The following is a 23,659-nucleotide window of genomic DNA, read 5'->3' on the forward strand; positions in this document are numbered from 1 at the left end:
GTTTAGATGACTCTATCAACAATCGATCTCGCATCAAGATTTTCGGGTGCGTCTCGAGAGGAGAAAAACTGCAGAAATGGACCAGATGAAAGTGCGATCGTTATAAACGGAAAAGCTTGCCGAAGAATTTGGAAATAATCGGTGCAAACCAACCACACTTCCCAGAAACTATGCTAAGAATTAGCGGAAAAATTCAAGCATGCTCGGCCCTGCTCTTGCGAGGGGGCGCCACAAAATCAATCCCTAAGTGGCGTTAGGACTGGGCAAACTGTGTAGAGACGTTTGCGAATTAGCCCTCTTTTGAGAATCGCTTTTCTACTTCCGTGATCTTATCGACGCGGCGCTGATGACGCCCCTTCTCGAACTCGGTTGTTATCCACAGATCGACCATGCGATCGATCAAGCGTTCGCCTAGTAGATCAGCCGAGAGGCACATCACATTGACGTTGTTATGACGACGGCTCATTTCAGCCGTTAAATCATCGTGGCACGTTGCAGCTCGAACGCCTGGGAACTTGTTGGCCGTGATGGCCATTCCGATCCCTGAGCCGCAAATGAGAATACCGCGGTCGGCTTCCCCGCCGACGATCTTCTCTGCCACCGCCATGGCGATATCGGGGTAGTCGATGCTATGGCAGTCGTGGGCGCCACAATCGACGGAATCGTGTCCTAGCTTTTTGAGGTGTTCGATGATCTTCGTTTTTACTTCGTACCCACGATGATCACTTCCAATTGCGATTTTCATGGCGGTCACATTTTGACAAAAGGCGGTATGCCACCCACCACAGAAGGCAAGAGAGCCCTCCGCTTGAGTGGCTGGAAAAGACTAGGAAGGTAGGAGATTGTCCAGGTCGAGGTCTTTGACCCGCTGCTTGATTTCGGATTCGATTTGTTCAAGACACTGGCGATAAACATCCTCCGAACCTCCAATTGGATCGGCTATGTCGCGGCCATCGCCGCTCAATGTTTGAATTCGCTCGCGTGCTTCCGGCCACCTCGCCAATATGGCATCACGGTGTCCGGCTGTCATCGTCAAGATCAGATCGGCCTGCTCGACCAGCCGATCGCTTAGCGGCTGGCTTGCATGGCCATTCAAATCCAAACTGCGAGCACCCAGGATGTGAATGGCTTCCGGTGCGGCTCGCCCTCCGGGGTAGGCGGCAATGCCTGCCGACGCGACCAAAATCCCTTTTTGATCTAGCTGATCGATCGTGGTGCCGATTTTATCTGCCAGATGTTTTTGCATGACCACTTCAGCCATGGGGCTACGACACGTATTTCCGGTACATACAAACAAGACAAAGTAACTGCTCAGGTGATTCAAAACACTCTCCGAAACGACACCTTGACGTAACATCTGGAAGTGGTTGCCTTCCACTTTAACGACACTGGAAGGTTGCCCATACCGGCACTTGCCATCGTCCAAAATTAATCCTACCCGATCTCCTAGCGCCTCTACGACCTCTTTTCCGTGAATCGCATCCGGCTGACCAGAAAGATTAGCACTGGTTAATGCCAATGGGCCCGGCAAGAAGTGCATGGCTTGGGCGATCAAATCATGAGCCGGAACACGTAGGCCGACCAAGCCACTGGGCGAAACGGCCTGACGTACATCGGGGCTAAATTGCGAGACGACCGATCCCGCGTCACAAGGCATCACCAGCGTCACCGGTCCCGGCCAACAGCGACGGGCCAAGCGGCTCATTAGTGGAGAAGCGTTGGGAACATAATCCCATAGCGTGTCCGCACCCGAGACACATAGGCTAAATGGGTTCGTTTCCGGACGCCCCTTAGCATGGCGAAGGTCATGAATTGCTTGGGGATTCAGCGCAGAAGCGGCCAAACCGTAGACCGTTTCAGTGGGAAAAGCCACGAGCTGCCCTTCGGCTAAAGCCTGAACGGCACGATGGACGACATCTCGGCGGTCGTCGGCGGCTTTTACGTCAATTACTGTGGCGGGCAACGTCTAAATTTCCAGGTTGTTTCTTGTGAAAAGCTGAGATGACTACGATCATTACCGTTTTCCCGCGAATTTGCGGTTTATCGAGTTTGATCGGCAGTTGAATGGACTCACATGCAGAAGTTATTATCTTGAAAGAGGTTACTATACGAAAAGGGGCGATCCCCCCACAAGCGTTTTCATCTTATTGTCTTTCCCTTAAATATGCCCCAACGTGTTATTATTTTCCCACCGATGCCTGCAGCGGCCGTTTCCCACAGGGTTCGTGGTGCTGCTAGTTATTGGTTTGACGACACTTGCGGGCTGTCTTCCACCATCTGGGCCTAGCATCGAACCGGAGCTGATCTGGGGACGCCGCGGCGTCTCAGAGGGATTGTTCGAGAAACCCCGAGCCGTCGCAATCAGCCCGGATGACGAGCTTTTCATAGTCGATATGACTGCTCGGATCCAAGTCTTTGACCTCGATGGCAATTTTCGCCGGGCTTGGCAGATCCCTGAATTCTATAAGGGACGGCCTTCAGGGCTATCCTTCAACAACGATGGCAATCTCTTAGTTGCCGATACCCACTACAACCGGATGTTGGTCTATACGCCCGATGGAAAACGGCTGGACGAGCAATCAATCGGCGGAGTGGAAGGTTCCCAGCCGGGCGAGTTTGGCTTTGTTACCGAGGCGGTGCAGGACTCCCAGGGAAACTATTACATCAGCGAATATGGTCAGCACGACCGCGTACAAAAGTTCGATCCCGAAGGCAACTTTCTCTTCCAATGGGGAGGCCACGGCAGCGAGCCGGGCCAGTTTATCCGTCCGCAGAACATGGTGATTGACGAGAAAGACCACATCTGGATCGCTGACGCCTGTAACCATCGCATCCAGGTTTTCGATGCCACGGAAGACGAAGCGAAACTCATCAAGATTTGGGGAGAGCAGGGGAGCGAGCCCGGGAAACTTGGGTACCCCTACGATTTGGTCCTAGACGGAGAAGGACATCTTTACGTCGTCGAGTACAGCAATCACCGCGTACAGAAATTCGATTTGGAAGGGAATTTCTTAGGCACTTGGGGAAGCTCTGGCCATGATCCAGGCCAACTCAATAGCCCCTGGGCACTGGTGCTGGACCGGTTTGGGCGGGTTCATGTGATCGACTCCGAGAATCACCGAGTGCAGCGGATTCGGTTGTAGTCGAGTGAACAGGGTGTCTGAACGGCTGCTACGAAGAGCCTTTTCTGGTGATGAAGTGCCGAATGTCTTAGGTTCGCTTAGGTTTTACTCGCATTTCTGCCCGCGATGTATTATATTACGCAGGAGCCCCGCCTGAACTCTAGTAGAACTGAGATGCATTGATGACTGGTCTGATCTTTCGAGCGAGTTTTCCTTGGGTATTGTTGCTAGGCATTCTTTCGATGCCGGTCATGGCTGACGAATCGTATCGTGTGACAGCTCCGCCAGAGGCGATGAAGGCTCCTAAGTTCTACGGAAAGTATATCGATGCAGGCGGCTATCCGGTGCTGGCCTCGAAGACCGTCGATGATTACGCGCTAAAGGAAGCGGCATTTTTGATTGAGTTGATGCTGTCTGAGCGGCCTGATATTAAGCAAGCGATGGTTGCCAGTGGCTCGCGAATGCTGATCATCGCTCACAACGAATACACTACCGACCTCCCAGAGTTCGCAGATTTCAAGCCAAAAGATTATTGGGATGCGCGAGCCCGAGGGACCGGTGGATCGAAAACCGATCCCTACTGCACTTGTGGGGAAGAGAATCTATTGGGTTACGAAGGCGATCCTTACTCTACCGAGTGTATCTTGATCCATGAATTCGCCCACAACATTCATCTTCGTGGCATGTCAAATATCGATCCATCCTTCGACGCCCGCGTGAAGAAGACTTACGAAGAGGCCATGGAAGCAGGGCTTTGGCAAGGGAAATATGCAGGGACAAACCATCACGAATACTTTGCTGAAGGTGTTCAGTCGTGGTTCAACAACAACCGGGCCCCCGATCACGATCACAATCATGTCGATACCCGCAAGGAACTGCAGCAGTACGACCCTGGTCTGGCGCAATTATGCGAAGAAGTCTTCGGCAAAACCAAGTTGGAATACACCAAGCCGCTGACACGCCTAAAAGATCATCTTGAAGATTACGATCCCAGTCAGGCTCCCAAATTCGTTTGGCCCGAGAGGTTGAATAAGGCCCGCGAAGAGATTCGACAGAAGTCGAGATCTCGCAGCAAAGAGGGAAAGTCGTAAAATCGGGACTACGAGGACTCGATAGCTAATTGCTGGGTATCTATCTATGCGTTCCAAGGTTGTCGCAGGGGCAAAAAAAGTGGGTTTGCTTCAAGACCACCCCATATCTGGGTCGCGAAATGCCTAATTGATTGAATCTGTGTTTTTGTGATATTTCGCTGTTAGTTCCGCTTGATCCATTTCTGTCTTCAGATTCTGTGGAGGCGAGACAACTATGAAAAGAAGCCATGTCAAATCGCAGCGTGAATATGTCTTTGCAGATTTAATCTCCTTTACGCAGGGATTCTGTAGGCTTCTGGACCACTGGTTTGACGAAATGCGGATGCTTAGTAGAATAACTAATAGAGGCATTGAGTTTTTTTGACAAAAATCTATGTATTTTCTTTTTCGGAATCCCCCCCATGCTTAACATTAGGCAGCGTATGCGCCGAGGCTTTACACTTGTCGAATTACTGGTGGTGATTGCAATCATCGGTGTTTTGATAGCTCTCTTGCTCCCGGCGGTCCAGCAGGCTCGCGAAGCGGCTCGACGAATGCAGTGTAGTAACAATCTCAAGCAGATTGGTCTTGCGCTGCATAACTACCATGATACTTTCGGGGCGTTACCTTCTTTGGTGATCAATCCAGCAGATACTAGCGACAATTATAGTTGGGGATGGAGTGCTCTGATTCTGCCGTTTATTGAGCAAGGGGCCCTGTATGACCAAGCAGGTATTGGTAGCGGAAACCTTCTTTCCACGGAGCTTTCAGATACGGCTGAAGTCGTTGTCGATGCGTATCGTTGTCCATCGGATACGGGAAAAGCGGTCGATGACCCTTCGCAGCGATTCTTAAAGCGAGCAGGCTCGAACTACGCTGCTTACTACCACTCGCGAAGCGGACCGACTCTGGGAAACGGTCAATCGAACTTCGAGAAAGCAGACGGCGGCTTTTATCACAATAGCGGCCGTAAGTTCCGAGATATCACAGACGGTCTAAGCAACACTCTGGCGATCTCGGAAGCGTCGTCTAAATTAAACGGTGAAGAACTATGCATGAAGTCCTGGGCAGGGTGCCTGGAAGGGCGAGATTCGAACTGCGTCGATGATATTGGTATCTCGGGACGCTGGGCGATCAATGACACCTCGAATAATAATCGAGACATTGAATGTGAGATGGCAAGCAGCTTGCACCCAGGAGGTGTTCTGGCATTGCAATTTGATGGAAGTGTGCGATTCGTTTCGGAAAACATCGAATTTCTACGCACAGCAGGCGGTCCAAACGATACTCCTGTGGATAGTCTTTATGAATACCTGATTGCGATTAGTGACGGGAATCCGATCTCGGAAAACTAACTTGCTATCATCACAATTTGTTCCGTAACAGCTGCTTCACTTCCGAGGCAGCTTTCTTTTTTGAAATACACGAAACGTATTCGCTTTTCTCGCACAGAGAATCAGGGGTAGAGGCTCATGGAAATTGCATTTTCCTTCGTACGCTCGTTTGCAATGCTTTGCGTTTTGTTGTCGTTGTTCGCATCCGGCGGTTGTGGCCCGAGTGCTTCTAAAGATGTCCCCGAATTGGGTGAAGTTAGTGGTACTGTCACGCTGGATGGGAAGCCTTTGGCCGATGCTACGGTCGGTTTTCAATCGGAGGCTGCCAAACGAGTGTCGACCGGCCAGACCGACAGCGAAGGCAAGTACACGATGTATTTGATGAACGACATCAAGGGCGTGCCGCTTGGAGTCAACAAGGTAACTATCAGTACAGCAAAGCCTGGTGATGATGCTGTACCGGGCAGTGCTAAAAAGGAAACCTTGCCGTCGAAATACAATCAGAGGACAACCCTGACAGCCGACGTTAAAGAGGGTGAAAATACTTTCGACTTTTCCCTGGACTCGAAGTAGTTCACGATTTCTGCTGGATGGGACGGTGAATCCTAAGCCAGGGCTCGTTATCAGAGCCCTGGCTTTTTTTATGAATGCCCTTCTGGCATCGCATTTAAAGTAAATTCAGGTTGGAGCTTCCACGAGGCGAGGCTTTGCCTGGCAATTTACAAACGAACATGTGGCCCGCTCCCTTGGGTGACGTGGCGTGGTTTGCTTTTCGATTTTTTGCCCATGAAATTGTGGGCACGTGCACTCAAAACCATTACCATAAAAGGACTTCTCGAATTGTCAGGTAGATTGTTAAGTGGGTCTGCCTGATCTCGTCAGTGTTTTTGCACCCCTGGAGTTACCCAGCCGCATGTTTGGCGTCGATGTTGCGTTCAACAAGCCTTGGTTTTTGCTGCTTCTGGCGGGGCTGCCACTCTTGTGGTTCTTTAGCTTTCGTAGTATCTCCGGGCTGGGCCGCGTGCGGAGGTTTTTCGCTCTGGGCCTGCGTTCGCTGGTATATCTACTGCTAGTCTTCTGCCTGGCCGAGATGCAACTGAGACATTCGAGCGACCGTGTCACGGTTATCTATGTACTCGATCAGTCGGAAAGCATTCCGCGCGAAAAACGAGCGGCCATGGTGCAGTACGTGGTGAAGGATGTCGTCGAGCATCGCCAGGGTGCTCGTGGCGATCGTGCCGGGGTGGTCGTATTTGGCCGAGAAGCGGCGATCGAAGTTCCTCCCTACGATGACAACCTGCCGATCCAACAAGGGCGTTTGGAAGCGATGATGCAGGTTCGTACCGATGCGACGAATCTTGAGGGTGCGTTGAAACTTGCCCAGGCATCGTTCTCGGAAGATTCAGCCAAACGCGTGGTGCTCGTTACCGATGGCAATGAGACCTACGGCGATGCCACTAACATTGCTCGGCAACTTGCCGAAAGCGGAATAGGCATCGACGTGGTGCCGGTGGAACTTTCCAGTCGGGCCGAAGTGGCGGTTGAGAAAATATCGCTCCCCAGCGACATCCGCAAAGGGCAACCGGTGCAGGTGAATGTTGTGCTGAACAACATGACTGAAGCGACCGAAGACGATGACGGAAAAGTGAGTGGCAAGGTGGTCGTCGTCCGGAAGCACGGCAAACGAGAAGATGTGCTGATTGAGCAGCCCATGGAGTTGGAGCCTGGCAAGAAGGTGCTGACTTTTGAGCACACGATTGACCAGAGTGATTTCTATACCTATGAGGCACGCTTCGTTCCGGACGACCGACTCGACGACTCGATGCCGCAGAATAACCTTGCTTCGGCCTTCGCGCATGTCCGTGGCGAAGGTTCGGTGCTGCTGATTGAAGACTGGGAGAACCCAGGTGAGTTTGACTACCTGATCTCGCGGCTCCGGGCGAATAATATTGAGGTCGAAGTCATGCCCAGCAACGGGCTCTTCACTTCCCTTGCCGAATTGCAGCGATTTGACTGCGTGATTTTGGGAGACGTTCCCCGGGCCAGCGGTGCCGGGGCAGGGGACGTATCGAGTTTTAGTGACCAGCAGATCGAGATGCTTGTCCGCAACACGCAGCAGATGGGTTGCGGACTGTTAATGATTGGCGGGCCGCGAGCATTCGGTGCCGGCGGTTGGTCGAATACCGAAATTGAAAAGTCGATGCCTGTCGATTTCAACATCAAAGATGCCAAGGTCGTGCCGGTGGGAGCCTTGGTAATGATGATGCACGCTTCCGAGCTTGCCCAGGGAAATTATTGGCAGAAGGTCGTAGCCCGTGAAGCCCTCAAGGCCCTCGGACCGCAAGACTATTGTGGACTGATTCACTGGAGTGGTAACGATCAATGGATGTGGGGGGCTCCTGACGGTCTAATCCCGGTTGGCCCCAACCGCAATCAGATGTTAGCGCGACTCAACCGAATGACCCCCGGCGACATGCCCCAGTTTGATCCAGCGATGAAAATGTCACTGGCCGGTTTCAATGCAATTCAAGCGAAAGGGGCGAATGTTGCGATCAAGCATATGATCGTGATTAGCGACGGTGACCCTTCGCCCCCTAATCCCGCAACGGTGAGGGGGTATATCAATGCAAACGTCAAGATCACAACGGTCGCCATCGGGACACACGGCCCCGCTGGCAGTACGCCGCTTCGACAACTGGCAGCACAAACCGGAGGGAAGTATTACGCGGTTACTGATCCGAAAGCACTTCCACGGATCTACCAGCGCGAGGCCAGACGAATCGCCCAGCCACTCATCAAAGACCATCCTGGAATGGTTCCGATTACGTATCCGCACGAGGTCTTGGAAGGTATCGACGGCTTTCCGTCTTTCGATGGCTATGTGATGACAACCGTTAAGGATAACGCCCTGGTCGATGTCGGAATGGTGGCACCGGTTCCCGCGGAACATCCCGAGAATGCTACGGTTATGGCCACTTGGACGTACGGGGTTGGAAGAGCAGGAGTCCTGACGACCGATGCGGGCAAACGCTGGGCGAATAAGTGGACGGCGTGGGAAGGCTACGATAAATTTTTCACTCAATTTGTACGCTACGCCATGCGACCAACCGACAATCAAGGCAACTTCACCGTCGCCAGCGAAGTTAAGGACGGGAAGGTACGCGTAGTGGTTACGGCCACAGACGAGAAAGACGAGTACCTTAACTTTCTCAAGCTTTCCGGTACGGCAGTCGATCCCGAAATGGAGTCCAATGATTTCCAGTTAGAGCAGGTCGCATCGGGACGCTACATTGGTGAGTTTCCGGCGGATAAGTCCGGCAGCTATTTTCTTTCGATCTTGCCGGGGCCAGGTGAAGCACCGATCCGTACTGGGGCGAATGTCCCTTACTCGGCCGAATTCCGCCAGCAGCGTTTGAATTCAGCTTTGGTCGACAGCCTTGCCGCGTTGAAGCCTGAAGGAGGTGAAGTAGGGCAGGTGATCGATGGTGACTTCGCCATCGGCCGCGTGGAAGAACTGTTGGATGTCGATACTTTTCGCCACACGCTTCCCAAGGCGATTAGCAGTCAACATATCTGGCCCGTTTTATTGGTCCTGTGCGGGCTAGTCTTTTTCGAGGACGTCTTTGTTCGCCGTGTGACCCTTGGTACTGAATGGTTACAGCACAGCTACCAGTGGGTTCATGCCCGAATGTTTGGCGCCGCAGAGAAAGAGGACGAGGAAGATCGCATGGAACGCCTGCGGATGATTAAAGAGCGTGCGACGGCCGACTATGATGAGCGTAAATCTTCGGCTCGGTTCGAAGTGGGTTTGGATCAACCTGGTGAAACTTTCGCCGTCGACGAAGAGTTGTCCGCCAAGATGCCGGCTTCCAGCGGATCACCCAAGAAGTCGAAGGCAATGGAAGAATCATCTCCGGATGATGATTCGTATACTTCGCGTTTGCTAAAAGCAAAGAAACAAGCCCGCAAACGTCCCGGCGGAAATTTAGACGATAACGATTCGTCCTAGGTTGCCTGATTCGCCCGGGGAGAAACAATTTCAGTTACCATAGATGTGGCTGCCCTGGCTGCCAATTTCTAGAGAATACAACCCGAACTACATCTCCGAGAACCACGCCGCAGCAAGGAACCCGCATGAGTGTCGCTGAATCGATGCAGCAGCAAGCTGATGAATTTCGCAGCCGCTATTTGGCCGTCAAAGAGCAAATTCAAAAGGTTATCGTCGGACATGAAGATATCGTCCATGGCGTTTTGACATGTCTCTTTGTTGGGGGGCACTGTTTACTCGAAGGTGTTCCGGGGCTAGGTAAGACGCTACTTATTCGCACTCTCGCACAAGCGCTGGATTTAAACTTCAGTCGTATCCAATACACCCCAGACCTGATGCCGGCAGATATTCTGGGCACCAATATGGTGATGGAGACGCCCGATGGTCGGCGTGTGTTCGAGTTTCAAAAAGGCCCGATCTTTACGCAGATTTGTCTTGCAGACGAAATCAACCGGGCCACGCCCAAAACCCAATCTGCCATGCTCGAGACGATGCAGGAAGGGTCCGTGACTGTGGGGGGGAATCGGTTTGTGCTGGACAAGCCCTTCTTCGTGTTAGCCACGCAAAACCCAATTGAACAGGAAGGGACCTATCCTCTGCCGGAAGCGCAGTTGGACCGGTTTATGTTCAAGCTGGTCGTAGGGTATTCCTCGGCAGATGACCTAGGCACCATCATCGATCGCACCACCAAGGGGACCAATGTGGAGGCGGAAAAGGTGATGGAAGGAGCCGAAATCATGAAGTGGCAGCAAGTCATCCGTGAGGTCATTTTGGCAAAGCACGTTCAGGATTACATCGTGCGGTTGACCTTAGCAACCCATCCTGAGGGACCGATGTCGCTTCCAATTACCAATCAATATCTGCGGTGGGGATCGAGTCCGCGTGGTGCGCAAACGCTGGCCCTAACCGCTAAAGTCAGGGCGTTGTTAGATGGCCGCTACAACGTCAGCTATGAAGACGTCCGTCGTGTTTACCTGCCGGCAATGCGTCATCGTGTGATCCTCAATTTCGAGGCACAAGCCGAAGGACTCGATACAGATCACGTGTTGCTCGAACTCTTAGAGAAGGTGCCGGAAAAGGCCGACGACACGGTTTTGGCATCGGTCGCTAAGTAGGCAGTCCGTTTGAAATGAATCTCTGTTAGGCACCCAAGTTCGATGGCGAAGACGAATATTGTTTCCGATCTCCTCTCTCCGGAACTGCTGGCTCAGTTGGAACGGATGGAACTGGTCAGCCGCAAAGTATTCCGTGGCAGAATGAAGGGTGAGCGTCGTAGCAAACGAAAAGGGACGAGCGTCGAGTTCGCCGACTTCCGGCCTTACGTTGCTGGCGACGACTTGCGATTCATCGACTGGAACATGTATGCACGTTTGGATCGGTTGTTTCTCAAGATGTTCCTGGAGGAGGAAGATCTTCATTTTTACACGCTGATTGATGCCAGTAATTCCATGGATTTCGGGACGCCGAGCAAGCTGACCTATGCCAAGCAATTGGCAGCCTCGTTAGGGTTTGTCGGTTTGTGCCGGACAGATCGGGTCCGAATTGAAACACTCGGAACCCCTATGCGAAGACCTGGCCCAATTCTGCGTGGTCGGCATAGTGTCTGGCGGATGCTCGATTATTTAAACGGGATCGAACCGGGCGAGAACGTTCCACTTCTCGAAGGAGCAAAAAACTTCTGTTTGCGAAATAGCGGTAAGGGAATCCTGGTTCTGATTTCCGATCTCATGGATAAGAGCGGATACGAACCTGCGCTCCGGTTCCTATCAACCCAGCAAATGGATGTGTATGTGATCCAGACGCTCGCACCGGTAGAGTTAAACCCGGCCGAGCAGATTAAAGGGGACCTAAAACTGGTCGACTGCGAAGATGGTGACATCGCCGAAATTACTGTAAGTCGTCCTCTCTTGGATCGCTACAAGAGAACGCTCGATGCGTTTGTCGATGGTGCACGGACTTTCTGTGCTAAACGCGGCATGGCATACATGTTGGCCAATACGGATGTCCCGGTAAGCCATCTCGTTTCCAATTACATGCGGCAACGGGGGCTTCTGCGGTGACAAGTCTCTTTATCAACACATTGGGACCACTGGGGTGGACGCTGTTGGCTCTCGTCCCTCCGGCGATAGTCGCGCTATACTTTCTGAAGTTGCGGCGGCAACCATTAGAAGTTCCTAGTACCTTCCTGTGGAGCCGCACGATCGAAGATCTCCACGTGAACAGCCTGTGGCAGAAGATGCGGCAAAGCTTGTTGCTTTTCTTGCAACTGCTATTCATCTTGCTGTTGATTCTAGCGGTCCTGCGGCCAGGTATGGACGGTGAGCAACAGTTGCTCGGCGACCGGTTCGTCTTTCTGATTGATAATTCGGCTAGTATGGGGGCGAAGGATGAAGCGTCTGGCCGCACACGACTGGAAGAAGCAAAACGTCGCGTGGAAGAAATGATCGACCAAATGGACAGTGGCGATGTAGGGATGGTCGTGACCTTCTCCGATCGGGCCACTGTCGCTCAGCAGTTTACGGACAATCAAAGAGTGCTGTCGGCCAAGGTCGCTGCGATCGAGCCCAGTGAGCACACGACGAACATCATGGAAGCCCTTCGTGTCGCTTCAGGCCTGGCCAATCCTGGGCAGTCGGCTTTTGAGGAAGGGGATGTCCAGGTTGCCGACGCCAAACCGGCGACCGCTTATATTCTCAGTGACGGTCGATTTCAAACGATTACGGACTTTTCGTTCGGGAATCTGCAACCAATTTATATTCCACTCGGAGATGAAATCTCATCCAATGTCGGCATCCTCGCATTCAGCACTCAGCGAAATCCCGAGAAGGATGACGAGCTTCAGGTGTTTTGCCGTATTGCTCGCTTTGGACCCGAACCGACCGAAGTTACGGTGAATCTCTATTTCAACGACGACCTCTTGGACGTAGCTCGAATTCCCTTAGATAACGAAGATGGCACCGGTGGGGCTCAGTTCGACTTGGGAAGTCTCGATGTCGGAAAGCTACGCCTGGAAGTCGAGCACGACGATGTGTTTCCAGCGGATAACGTAGCCTATGCAGCAATTAATCCGCCTGAACGGGCCCAGGTGTTGGTTGTAACTGAGGGGAATAATTATTTGCGATTCTCTTTAGCAACGGATCAAGTTCGGCGAATTGCCGATGTGACGCTTGTAACGCCAGACTACCTGACAGGGGAAGACTATCCCAAAGAAGCTGCCAGTGGTCGCTACGATGTAATTATCTACGACAACTGTATTCCTGAGACGATGCCGGAATCGAATACGGTTTTCTTTGGCCAGAAGCCACCTGTCCAAGGGTGGGTCTTCCAGGAAGCCCGTGTTTTGCCGCAAGTCATCGATGTGGCCCAGAGTCATCCTGTAATGAACTTCGTCAATTTGGGGAACGTCTCCATTTACAAGGCGTCACCATTGGAGGCCCCCCCAGGCAGCACGGTACTCATCGAATCAGACGAAGGGGCGTTGATGACCATCGCCCCGCGGAAGAGCTTTGAAGATGTCGTGCTAGGATTTGCATTTTTAACCTCCGAGGACGACAAGACTTTTTTCAATACAGAATGGACCAAGCGGCTTAGCTTTCCCGTTTTCGTGAAGAACCTGGTCGAGTATCTCGGTGGTGTGCGGCAAGGCCAGGGGGAATTTAGTATTCGTCCCGGCGAAAATTACGCGTTCCGCTCTAGTGGGTTCGCTAAGGAGGTTCATATTATGCCCCCATCCGGTCGCACGAGAACGATCGTACCGACCGCTGACAACTTGTTTAGCTTTGGCGAAACTGGCCAACTGGGGACTTATGAAGTTCGCGAGGGAAATGCGAAGGACGTTTCACGGTATTTCTCGGTGAATATCTTCGACATGCAAGAGAGTGAAATTCAACCTAAGCCAGAGATCGAAACCCAATGGGAAACGATTGAAGGTGAATCTGCCTGGCTGCCTATGCGGCGCGAGTTCTGGAAGTGGCTCGTGGTGATCGCGCTGTTGATCCTGCTGCTCGAGTGGTATATCTACAATCGCCGCGTTTACGTTTGATTGCCTTGCCGTAACACCAACTGCGTGATTTCTGGAGGGCAGTTCCAACGCAATGGGCTCGTTCCGCTAATGCCTCGACTGACGTGCAACAGCGTAGGGTCGAAGTAGAACACGCCGCCCGAGTACCGAGTGCCATACCAGCTTGGACTGACAATTGCACCGATCCCTGGTAAGCGAATTTGTCCGCCGTGGTTATGTCCTGCGAGCATTAAGTCGAAGTCAAATGATTTCGCCCATGCAATTTGGTCCGGCGTATGTGCCAGCAGAAGCTTTAGCGGACGCCGATCGAATTGGGAATCGTCTAGTGATGGCATATCCGCAGCAGGGGTATGCCACGGAAGCTCGTTACCTGCAAGGACCACCGGGTAACCGCGGATCGAAAGTGTCATGTGACGGCCACCCACATCAATAAAACCTTCATCGACGAGCGTCTTTCGGCAACCGCTGGGATCGAGGGTTCGTATTTCGTGATTTCCTAGGATAAAAAAGACTCCGCAATCGGCAGACAGCTCTGCAAGAGTCCGGCTCCACGCAAAGCACTCGGTACGATCGAAGATGTCTCCGGCTATGACAATCATTTCGCTCTGCAGGTCATTGGCCTGATCGACCACCTTGCGATAAAAGTCTTCCGCCATGTGACCTTTGAGGTGCAGATCGGACAGATGTGTAATGGTGAAACCGTCCAGTTCCTTGGGAAGTCTCGGAAGGAATATCTCTTTTCGATCTACCTCCAATCGCAGGATCTCGTTGCCGGGTATGAAGCTGGCGATTTGCGTGCTTGTCGATGTCAGCAACTGTGGGGCGAGGTCTGAAAAATCAAAGGAGGCAAGCAGTCGCTCGTTGAAGTAGGCCGAAGCGATCTGAGCATCCCGTTGATAAAGCACCCACAGCAAACTCGCGGCAAAGAATGCGACTACGCTGATGAAACCATAGATCATCCAGAGATAGTAAATCGACGAGTACTCGACGGTTTTGTCGACGGAAACCGGTGGGTTGAGTGGTTGTTGCATCCACCATAGAAGGAAGATTGCAGGGATTAGCACCGACATGAGGTAACAGGTATATTCGCCGAGATCGATCAACGATTGTTTGTACGGCAAACTATGAATCATGCAGTGCAGACGAGTCCAAATTGCTAGGTGTCCGATGCCTGCAAGCAACATCAACACCGCTATCAACGCATACATATTTCGCCGCAATCTACGAGGAGTTAGCCCAATGCCGTCTACAGAATAGGTGGGGATGAAGTGAAACGCTAGAGCGCATCGAATCTGGCTACGTGAAGTCTAGGTTATGCCAGTGAGATCGTTAGCTCAGATCTTGCTGATAGAGCTACGGCGACGGGGTACTGGCGAACGCGGTCATGACTCGTTCGACCGTTTCGACTAGTTGGTCAAGTCGAAACGGCTTGTAGAGAACCGCATTAGGTAGAAGACCAGCTTGACGGGCTTTAACAATCGAGTGACCAGGATCGTAGCCGAAGCCGGTCATTAAGATCATAGGGACGGGGGTGATAATGCCGCCCAATTTAACCATCAGCTGATGGCCTGACATGTCTGGCAGGTGAACATCGCTGATAATGACATCGTATCCGGACGAATGTAGGCCTGCCCGAACCATGCAAATCGCTTCAGCACCATCGTGGGCTGTTTCAACGTCACAGCCGTAACGATCCAACAAGGCGTGGGCTGCACTGCGGACTGATTCATCGGCATCGGCCACTAGAACTCGAGCCGATTTGAGCAAAGGACGCTGCTCTTGTTTCGCGGAGGCGGGAACGGCCTTGGCGGGCGTCATCTTTTCGCCAACACGCTGAATCACACGTTTAATATCGCGGCTATTCTGAATGATGTTCTTCAGTTTTTCGACGACTTCCTCGTCGTGGCCGATATAACGCTGCATCACGTTCACGGCATCGTTCAAGATTTCGTCGATAGGCAAAGCCACGGCACTGTGAATCGCTTCGACACTGGCCTGTGCCGTGTTGGCTTGCTGGGCGACGAGAAGCTCGAGTGTGTTCAATGCGACCGCAAGGTCACGACAGAAGATCTCGAGAAACTGCAAGTCGCTGTTGGTGAATGCTTGAGGTTCTGGACTCTCAACATTGAAAGATCCAATTACCTGATCGTGCAGCAGCAGAGGAACCGTCAAAGAGCTTTTTGCGCCTTTGAAGCCTTCGAGGTAGAGCGGATCCTTGCTTGTGTCTTCGCAAAGGTAGCTCTTGCCGGTCGAGGCCACGAAGCCAGTCACGCCGTTGTTCGTGCTTTGAGCGTATAGTTCTCGTTCAGCCGCTTCTTTATCGATACCGACAGACAAGAGCGGAACGAGTTCTCCGGTGCGCTGGTCGAGAAGACGAATTTCAACGACATCGAAGCTGAGCAAATCCTTGGTGTAGTGCAGGATGTTACTCTTCAGTAGTTCGATCCGCTCGGAAACCTCCATGTTGAAGATTTCTTCGGTCGTGAGATCGGCAAGTTCCATCCCTGCACGGTGGATGGCATCAAGCTTTTGTCGCTGAATGACTTCATCGGTAACGTCTCTGACGGTAACGATGAGGTTATTCGGCGGACTGTTGGGAACAAGTACAGGGGCCGCGTGCACGTGGAAGTAACGATTGTCTTCCGTGCGGAGCGTCGACCCGCTTGCTTGCCCTGTAGACATAGCCGTGTGGAAGGGACAGTAGTCAGGGCCTAGTATCTCGGGACTGTTTAGTGCCGCATAGAAGTTTTGGCCAACCAGGTCACCACGATTAGCCCATCGCTGCAAACAGGAATTCACCCACTCGATGGTGTTGTCTCGGTCGAGCATCGCGACACCATCAGGCATGCCGTCAAGAATATGCTCGTTCTCAAGCAGGTTACTGATGCGGCTTGCCACCTCTTGGTGCGAGGTCGTAATGAATAAGCCGCTGTAAGGGTCATTTCGAAGTTTGGCAATCACGCGAAGTGGGTTATTCACTTCCGTGACTTCAAAATCCTGGCGAAGCTCCGCAACGACACCAGAATCGTTGGTCGAATCGCACAGACACAGGATTTTGGGTTTCGCCGCCAACCCCAATACTCCTCAGAAACATGCTTTCGCGTTAATTGACTCAGTGAATTATACGTTCAACTTTGCCATGTACAATTATCTGCCCATCTAATACGCATTCGGCGTTCTAATGGGCAGAAATTAGCCAACACGCAAAGTTTGCCAAAATTCACTGGCCTGCGAGGTTATTCATAATGCTTATTCCGAAACTTGGAAAACCCAATCTTGAAATAATTTCATGGGTCTCTTCGAAAATTCATTTAAAGGCATAAATGGAATTTCCCAAGTTTCTCATTGTTACCATTATCTAAAGCAATGGAAGCATCGTCGTCTGAAAACTCGCAAAAACAGAGCAATTGCGGATACTCGCTACTGTCGCCTGATGAAGACGTGAAGAGCGAGTTCGCCTTAGCGTGATGCGGTTGATGTTTGGTTGGACGCATCGAGCGATAGAGAAATTCCCGACTTGGCAAAAGTAGGGTTCCAAGCCTGGAGCAACTTGAGGCCAATAAACCCCCCTAGATGCTCATCCGAGGGTTCTAGAACGATAACTGATATATCTAGAAGGGTTGCTGATCCCATTCGCACCTGCGAAAGCTTACCCGTTCGAGCTTTGGTTTCGTGCCCGCATGGGAGGGTCACTGGCACGGTACCACCTAAATTGCGCAAGCCAGCGGTATAAGCCATGTTGGATGTCAAAATTAGTCGATTGTCTTTCGGACAGATGGTTACAACGGTCGGAAACTGGTCGCTCAATACGACGCCCACGCGTTTTTGATCTCCCTGTAGATACATCGGGACGTCATCCAAATCGATCGAAGCACGCGCTTTTCGAGTGATCTGACCAATTTGCTCGGTACGTGAGAGAGGTCCGATGCTTACCTCGGGATGAGCTTCCAGCCAGTTTCGAGTTGTATCGGACAGTTTTTGATAGACCTGGTTAATCTCTGCAGAAGCCCTTTCTACTCGAACCGCTAGAACCGCTGCCTGTTGATGCATCAAAGTTAACGATTCAAGCATTGCACGCATGTGCGGTTGAGCGCCAAGTCGTTTAGGATCAACGCCATCTCGAAGTTCTCGGCTCGCTTCTTTCAGTTGATCGACTTGCTTTTGAACTTTCTTCTCTTCGTCGGTTCCGACGGCCGAACGCCGCATGATGTTAGCAATCTGATCAATCAATTTGGAGGTCGCCTGCTGCTTTTGCCATCTCAGTGCGTTATCTGCTACGGCAAGATCAACCTGACGACGCAGGGGAATAGTGCGTTTGACGATATCTTCTAGCGAATCCAAATCTCTTCTTAATGCAAGTTCTTCCGGTAGGATCCACTTCGACCCGAATTTTTCAAATCCATTTTCAGCTAGTGGGTTAGGGACTTCCGCACCAACAGATAAGCTGGCGAACATGCCTAATAGGCAGACTCCCATCAGGGAAACCAAACTAAGGCGTCGCGCGACGGATCGCTCCATGAGAACCACGAGCTAGGGATGAGTGGAAAAGGAGTCGGGAGTATTGTTCCTTTGAATGCTCCCGGAAGTCCTTTAGTTTGCAAACTGCGGCGATTTCTTGCAAACGATTCGTTAAAAAGAATTTTTTGCGTACCACCCAGTGTTACTGGAAGACCGACTCGATTTCTTTCAATCGGGCGTCTTCTGCCTTGTTCGTACGGTTGCCGAATCGGCCCAAAACGTCCCCGACAGCGGTCGCAACGGCGTTCGAGCGGTTCATGATGCTGACTTTCAGGTCAGCAATTTGCTCGGGGGTCATTTGGGTCATGACGGTCTTGATATATTTCTTCCAGACCGCGAAGCCATCTTCCGTAGGACCATCAATCAGCCAGTGATTAAGAACCTCGAAGCCCGGATCACCCGGTTTCATGTTCCATTCGCTCGCCATCTTCATGATCAAGTCGCGTTCTTCAAGATTAAGAACGCCGTCCGCATATGCAACGCATACCATCGGGTACATGGTCAATGCGGCCATGCTATGCGCGGTGATACCCAGGTCCATGAGTCTCTGGACAAGCTGCTTGTCGTCGATCCCAATCGCCTTTGAGAGTTCTTCCAGCTCTTCGTCATGCTTGATCTGTTCCCGCAATTTCTCCAGAAGCTCTTCGTTCTCAGCGGCGAACATGGAATCTAACATGGTTTGGAAGTCAGATTCATTGAACTGGTGGTGAGGTTGGTCCGTCACGGGGAAATCCTTAGTCGCACGAGGGGGAATTTACGAGTGGTGAAAGCGCCGTAAGGTTCAATTAATTGTACTGATTAGCAGAGCCTAAAACCAGAATGGTCGATCAGGTTCCGATATAGCGTGCATGAAGCGAACGCGCTACGACAGGGTCACTTGTCCCATGGACTATGCAGCGTCCGTCACCAAAGAGCGTAAACGCATGCTCGCCAATGTTTGCTCGTAGCAAGTAAGGGTTTACTTCGATCGTTCCCAGCGGCTTCAATTTTTCGGCAAATGCAGTGAGGTCGATCATTTCGTTTTCGACAAAACTTAATTGAACCGCATCTCTCCCACATAGCACTGCAGATTGACTTCCCTTTTTCCCCGCAAGCCATTCGAATTCTCGACGACCACATGCCGGACAATCGGTGTTGTCTTTTAGGCCATCCAGTTTCACCGGCCGAATACGATTCTCCCACAGATCGAACACGGTCAACGCTCGGCTGACTTGCTGTGTATGACCGCTAAGAATTTTGATCGCTTCCATGCTTTCAATCGAAGCGATGACGCCGATGATTGGGGCAAGGATGCCAGCCGTGTCGCACGTCGGTGTGGTGCCTGGGGGAGGTGATTCCGGCACAACGCACCGCAGACACGGTGTTTCTCCCGGAACGATAGTCATGGTCTGGCCTTCGGCGCCAATGCATCCCCCATACACCCAGGGGATACCAAGCTCTAGCGAGGCATCGTTGAGCAGAAAACGGATCTCGAAGTTATCGGTCCCGTCGACAATCACATCGACGCCGTCGCAAAGCTGACGAATGTTGCGATGATCGACGTCGGTGATTTCAGCCTCGATGCGAATGTCAGCATTGGCTGCAGCCAAGTGATTCTTAGCCGCGATGGCCTTGGGCAAACGCTGGCGAACATCTTCTTCGGTGTAAATGACCTGCCGTTGAAGATTGTTCCATTCGATGAAGTCGCGATCGACAATTCTTAGCGTTCCCACGCCGCTGCGAGCCAATGTGTTGGCAATCACCGAACCAAGCGCACCCAGGCCTACCACTAGGGCTGTCGACTGAGCAAGCTTCTCTTGTCCCTCACGACCGAAGCGAGCATAGCTTGTCTGGCGAGCGTACCGAGCAAAAGGTTCTTGATTGGGATCTGTCATTAGGAAGGCTCCCACATTAGCCACAGACCGGCGAACTCAGCACCATTTTTGAGACTGGCCTGGAATTTATCGCAATGAGCACGAACTTCTTCTCCTGAAAGTACGCCAGCATCCAATTGTCGCGTGACGACCACGGGAAGTCGACGTTCGGGCTGCCAATTAGCATGAATCAAGTCTTCCGACACGACCGCGAATTTTGCCCAGTCGGGAGTCGGTTTGCCGGGGCTAATCTCTGCTCCTAACAGGAGATGAGAATGGGCTTCGGCAATGATTTCGAGCGATGAATCGGATGGCAAAACGAGCATCAAAACGGCCGCTGAACGGCTCAGCCGTTCGATTTCTATTTGGGGATATCCATCCGGCCAAACAATCAACGGCAAGCCAGCAATATTGCCAGAATCGATATAGGCGAGGTCCCCCCTGCGGTGGATGGGGGTTATGGCATTGGCGATCAATTCCTTGTCATTGCGGTAGCTTCCACGTGCAGCGCGAACAACCCACCGGCGATCTTCCTGGTAGAAGCTTTCACCACGAACCCGAAGGTCACGTAGTCCGATGAGCGGTGCATGCCCATTTAATGCATAGATCGCAGGGTTTTGAATGCTCCATAGGCAAGGTTCAGGGATAACGGCCTTCCAAGCCTTTTGCCCATGCAATTCTGTCGGTCGAAAGAAGTACTTCGCTTTGAGTGTCTGCGCTTTGCTGCTGATCGGACCTTCCAGATAAGGAGAATCGGCATCTTCTCCTTCGCCTGGGAAATACCAGACTTCCGCTTCTAGCGTTGAAGTCTTTCCTTGACGAAGCATGTTTAGGCCTTCAACATTTTGAGAGCCACCGCGAGATGCTTCCCGGTCACCGAGTCAGGGTTTGCTGCGATCTCTTCCGGCGTTCCTGTTGCTACCATGTTGCCACCTTCATCGGCGGCTCCGGGGCCAAGGTCAATGATATAGTCGGCGGCCGTCATGACGTGGATGTTGTGCTCGACGACGATCAGCGAGTGACCGATTTGCAGAAGGTTCTCGAAGCAATCCAGCAGCTGCACAATGTCGGCAAAGTGCAAGCCGGTGGTTGGTTCGTCCATGAGAAACAAAGTGCGGGCCTTTTTGGTAGTCGCCAAATTGCCGGCTAGTTTCAACCGTTGGGCTTCCCCGCTGGAAAGCGTATTGGCCGGTTGGCCGAGACGAAGGTAGTCGAGACCTACTTCATTAAGCAGGTTTAGCTTGCCTTGCACCTTGGGCTGACCGCGGAAGAAAACGAATGCCTCACGAACGGTCATATTCAATACGTCGGCAATGCTCTTGCCGCGGTAGGTGATCTCCAGGACTTCCTTTTTATAGCGTTGTCCCTTGCACTCAGGACACTTGACGTAGACATCGGCCATGAACTGCATGTCAATGGCGATGTGCCCGTCGCCATTGCAGCTTTCGCAGCGGCCTCCTTGTACGTTAAAGCTGAAGTGACTGGCGGTCAGGTTTCGTGTCCGGGCCTGCATGGTTCCGGCAAAGACGTTGCGGATCTCGTCGAAGGCTTTGATATAGGTAACGGGATTTGACCGCGGAGAGCGTCCAATGGGCCCCTGATCGACGAGCACCACATCATCGATTTGACCATCGCCGAAGACATCGTCATACGGCAGACTCTGGATGTTTTCTTTCTTCTTGCGTCGGCAGAGCGCTGGATAAAGTGTTTGATCGACAAGTGAGCTCTTGCCTGCCCCGGAGACGCCTGTGACAACCGTTAGGACGCCAAGTGGAAACTCGACCTCCAGGTTCTTAAGGTTGTTACCACATGCTCCCTTTAAGCGGACTCTCCCGTGGGTGGCTGTCCGTCGGTCTCGCTTGCGGACCACGCTGCGATGGCCAGAGAGGAACTCGCCGGTCAGGCTGTCTTCATCCTCTTCGATCTCGGAGGGCGGCCCTTGAAACATGATCTCTCCGCCACGTTCCCCTGCCCCGGGACCGAACTCGACGATCTGATCCGCCGCGCGAATGAGCGACTCTTCATGTTCGACAACGACCACCGTATTGCCACGGTTTCTCAGGTCAATAATTGCTTCATTAAGTCGCGTGATATCGCTTGGGTGAAGTCCGGCTGTTGGTTCGTCAAGCACGTACAGCATGTTCACCAAGCTCGATCCGAGCGTGCTGGTGAGAGTGACCCGCTGGGCTTCCCCACCACTGAGCGTTCGCAGTGATCGGTCCAATGCAAGGTAGCCTAGGCCGACGATGCACAAGTACTCTAAGCGAGCGAGTACCTGCGGGAGCACTTGGCGGCAAAGGGCGCTTTGATAGTCATTGAGGTTCAATTGACGGAAGTGCTCGAGGGCATCCACTATTTTCATCGAGGCTATCTCGGCGATATTTTTACCACCGACACGAACGGCCAAGGCTTCCGGACGGAGACGTGTCCCTCGGCAAGACTCGCACATGCGGAAGCTTCGCCATCGGCTAAGGAAAACCCGCATATGCATCTTGTATTTGCGGCGTTCAAGCCAGGCAAAGAAACCTTTGAGGCCTCCGAATTCACGTTCCGGTACGCCTTCGATGATCAGATTGACCTGTGCTTCCGTCAGATCGCGGTAAGGACTATTGACGGGAATGTCATAGTCGGGAGCCAACGCGATCAGCTCTTCCAACTCGTGTTTGTAGGCTGGCGTATTCCAGGGCGCGATGGCACCTTCGGCAATCGACTTACGACGATCTGGGACAATCAGATCCATGTCCATGTCGATAATGTTGCCAAAGCCTTCGCACTCGGGGCATGCGCCCAAAGGACTGTTGAAGTTGAACAGACGCGGGTCGGGTTCAATGAATTCTAAGTTGCATGCTTCGCACCGAAGTTGACTGCTGAAGCGAAGGCTTTGCCAGGTGGTTCCATCGATTTCGACGGCAGTCCCCTGCCCTTTCAGTTCACCTTCCTCTTGTAGTTGAAGCAATATCTCGCAGACACCGTCCCCATGCGCGAAGCCTGTTTCGAGCGATTCACGGAGGCGTTCGATTTTGAGCGATTCGAGCGTCAGTCGGTCGACCACCACCGAAATCGATTCGCCTGATTCGAGTCGCTGGGTGAGGGGGCCGTCTTGGTCTGGCGTTAACGAGATGGTTTGCCCGGCAACGATTGCTCGTACGAAGCCATCTTCACGTAGCTGTTCGGTGACCCCTTCGCATTCATCGCTTTCACAGGTAACAGGAAATGCGACCATCATCCGGCCACTCGCCCCAGCCTCGCTGAGTTGATCGGCAACACGCCCAGGGGTGTCTTTGGTAATCGGCTGATTGCAACTCGGGCATATAATATGGCCGATCTTGCTGAAGAGAAGCCGCAGGTAATCAGTCGTTTCGGTGGCCGTACCCACTGTGGAACGGCTTGAGCGGGTGTCGTTTACCTTGGTGACAGCCAAAGCTGGCGGAATGTTATCGATGCGGTCGGCATCCGGCTTTTCCAGTCGATCGAGAAATTGCCGCGTGTAGGCCGAGAAGCTCTCGATATATCGACGCTGTCCCTCGGCGTAGAGCGTGTCGAGGGCCATGCTGGTTTTACCGCTCCCACTGACACCACAGAAGACAATCAGCTGACGGTGTGGAATGTCGAGATCCACCTTTTTCAGGTTATGAACTTCGACCCCTCGGGCTTCAATCTGCAGTGTCGACAAGGCTCGCCTTCCTACTGGAC

Annotated in this window: 17 protein-coding genes; 8 read left to right on the forward strand and 9 right to left on the reverse strand. The window is 52.3% G+C overall.

The window, feature by feature from the left end; translation table 11 throughout:
- Nucleotides 1–289: 289 nt before the first annotated feature.
- A complete protein-coding gene (gene rpiB / locus HOV93_RS07130; protein ID WP_207395778.1) occupies nt 290–745 on the reverse strand; it encodes a ribose 5-phosphate isomerase B in 456 nt (151 codons plus the stop codon).
- An 81-nt stretch (nt 746–826) separates the two neighbouring features.
- On the reverse strand, nt 827–1,963 hold the full coding sequence (locus tag HOV93_RS07135) for an L-threonylcarbamoyladenylate synthase (RefSeq protein WP_207395779.1): 1,137 nt from the start codon (nt 1,961–1,963) through the stop codon (nt 827–829).
- 265 nt (nt 1,964–2,228) lie between these two features.
- Between HOV93_RS07135 and HOV93_RS07140 the strand changes: the two genes are divergently transcribed.
- The 8 genes from HOV93_RS07140 (at nt 2,229) to HOV93_RS07175 (ending at nt 13,616) form a co-directional block, all read left to right on the forward strand.
- Nucleotides 2,229–3,143, forward strand: coding sequence for an NHL repeat-containing protein (locus tag HOV93_RS07140; RefSeq protein ID WP_315853365.1), 915 nt, complete (start codon nt 2,229–2,231; stop codon nt 3,141–3,143).
- A gap of 161 nt (nt 3,144–3,304) precedes the next feature.
- Nucleotides 3,305–4,213, forward strand: a complete 909-nt coding sequence (locus tag HOV93_RS07145) for a hypothetical protein (RefSeq protein ID WP_207395781.1) — start codon at nt 3,305–3,307, stop codon at nt 4,211–4,213.
- A gap of 401 nt (nt 4,214–4,614) precedes the next feature.
- Nucleotides 4,615–5,547, forward strand: a complete 933-nt coding sequence (locus HOV93_RS07150; RefSeq protein WP_207395782.1) for a DUF1559 family PulG-like putative transporter — start codon at nt 4,615–4,617, stop codon at nt 5,545–5,547.
- 117 nt (nt 5,548–5,664) lie between these two features.
- Complete coding sequence (locus HOV93_RS07155; RefSeq protein ID WP_207395783.1) at nt 5,665–6,099, forward strand: carboxypeptidase-like regulatory domain-containing protein; 435 nt, start codon at nt 5,665–5,667, stop codon at nt 6,097–6,099.
- Nucleotides 6,100–6,385: 286 nt separating this feature from the next.
- On the forward strand, nt 6,386–9,535 hold the full coding sequence (locus tag HOV93_RS07160; RefSeq protein ID WP_315853366.1) for a VWA domain-containing protein: 3,150 nt from the start codon (nt 6,386–6,388) through the stop codon (nt 9,533–9,535).
- Nucleotides 9,536–9,660: 125 nt separating this feature from the next.
- Nucleotides 9,661–10,689: an AAA family ATPase gene (locus tag HOV93_RS07165; RefSeq protein ID WP_207395784.1), complete on the forward strand. Its 1,029-nt coding sequence runs from the start codon at nt 9,661–9,663 to the stop codon at nt 10,687–10,689.
- Between the two features lie 42 nt (nt 10,690–10,731).
- Nucleotides 10,732–11,634, forward strand: a complete 903-nt coding sequence (locus HOV93_RS07170; RefSeq protein WP_235989919.1) for a DUF58 domain-containing protein — start codon at nt 10,732–10,734, stop codon at nt 11,632–11,634.
- On the forward strand, nt 11,631–13,616 hold the full coding sequence (locus HOV93_RS07175; protein ID WP_207395785.1) for a vWA domain-containing protein: 1,986 nt from the start codon (nt 11,631–11,633) through the stop codon (nt 13,614–13,616). The genes HOV93_RS07170 and HOV93_RS07175 overlap by 4 nt, the downstream gene beginning before the upstream one ends.
- Here the strand turns inward: HOV93_RS07175 and HOV93_RS07180 are convergent.
- From HOV93_RS07180 to uvrA, 7 genes are all read right to left on the reverse strand, one after another.
- Nucleotides 13,607–14,728, reverse strand: a complete 1,122-nt coding sequence (locus HOV93_RS07180; protein WP_207395786.1) for a metallophosphoesterase — start codon at nt 14,726–14,728, stop codon at nt 13,607–13,609. The genes HOV93_RS07175 and HOV93_RS07180 overlap by 10 nt on opposite strands.
- A 220-nt stretch (nt 14,729–14,948) precedes the next feature.
- The gene (locus HOV93_RS07185) at nt 14,949–16,667 is read right to left on the reverse strand and encodes a response regulator (protein ID WP_235989920.1); all 1,719 of its coding nucleotides are present in this window, start codon (nt 16,665–16,667) and stop codon (nt 14,949–14,951) included.
- A gap of 387 nt (nt 16,668–17,054) precedes the next feature.
- Entirely contained in the window at nt 17,055–18,050 is a 996-nt protein-coding gene (locus HOV93_RS07190; protein WP_207395787.1) for a hypothetical protein, read from the reverse strand.
- Nucleotides 18,051–18,255: 205 nt separating this feature from the next.
- Complete coding sequence (locus tag HOV93_RS07195) at nt 18,256–18,837, reverse strand: hypothetical protein (RefSeq protein WP_207395788.1); 582 nt, start codon at nt 18,835–18,837, stop codon at nt 18,256–18,258.
- A gap of 103 nt (nt 18,838–18,940) precedes the next feature.
- The gene (locus tag HOV93_RS07200) at nt 18,941–19,987 is read right to left on the reverse strand and encodes a ThiF family adenylyltransferase (RefSeq protein WP_207395789.1); all 1,047 of its coding nucleotides are present in this window, start codon (nt 19,985–19,987) and stop codon (nt 18,941–18,943) included.
- On the reverse strand, nt 19,987–20,793 hold the full coding sequence (locus HOV93_RS07205) for a hypothetical protein (RefSeq protein WP_207395790.1): 807 nt from the start codon (nt 20,791–20,793) through the stop codon (nt 19,987–19,989). Before HOV93_RS07205 ends, HOV93_RS07200 begins: the two co-directional genes overlap by 1 nt.
- 2 nt (nt 20,794–20,795) lie before the next feature.
- Entirely contained in the window at nt 20,796–23,639 is a 2,844-nt protein-coding gene (gene uvrA, locus HOV93_RS07210) for an excinuclease ABC subunit UvrA (protein ID WP_207395791.1), read from the reverse strand.
- Nucleotides 23,640–23,659 lie beyond the last annotated feature (20 nt).

The sequence above is a fragment of the Bremerella alba genome (assembly GCF_013618625.1).
GTDB lineage: Bacteria > Planctomycetota > Planctomycetia > Pirellulales > Pirellulaceae > Bremerella > Bremerella alba.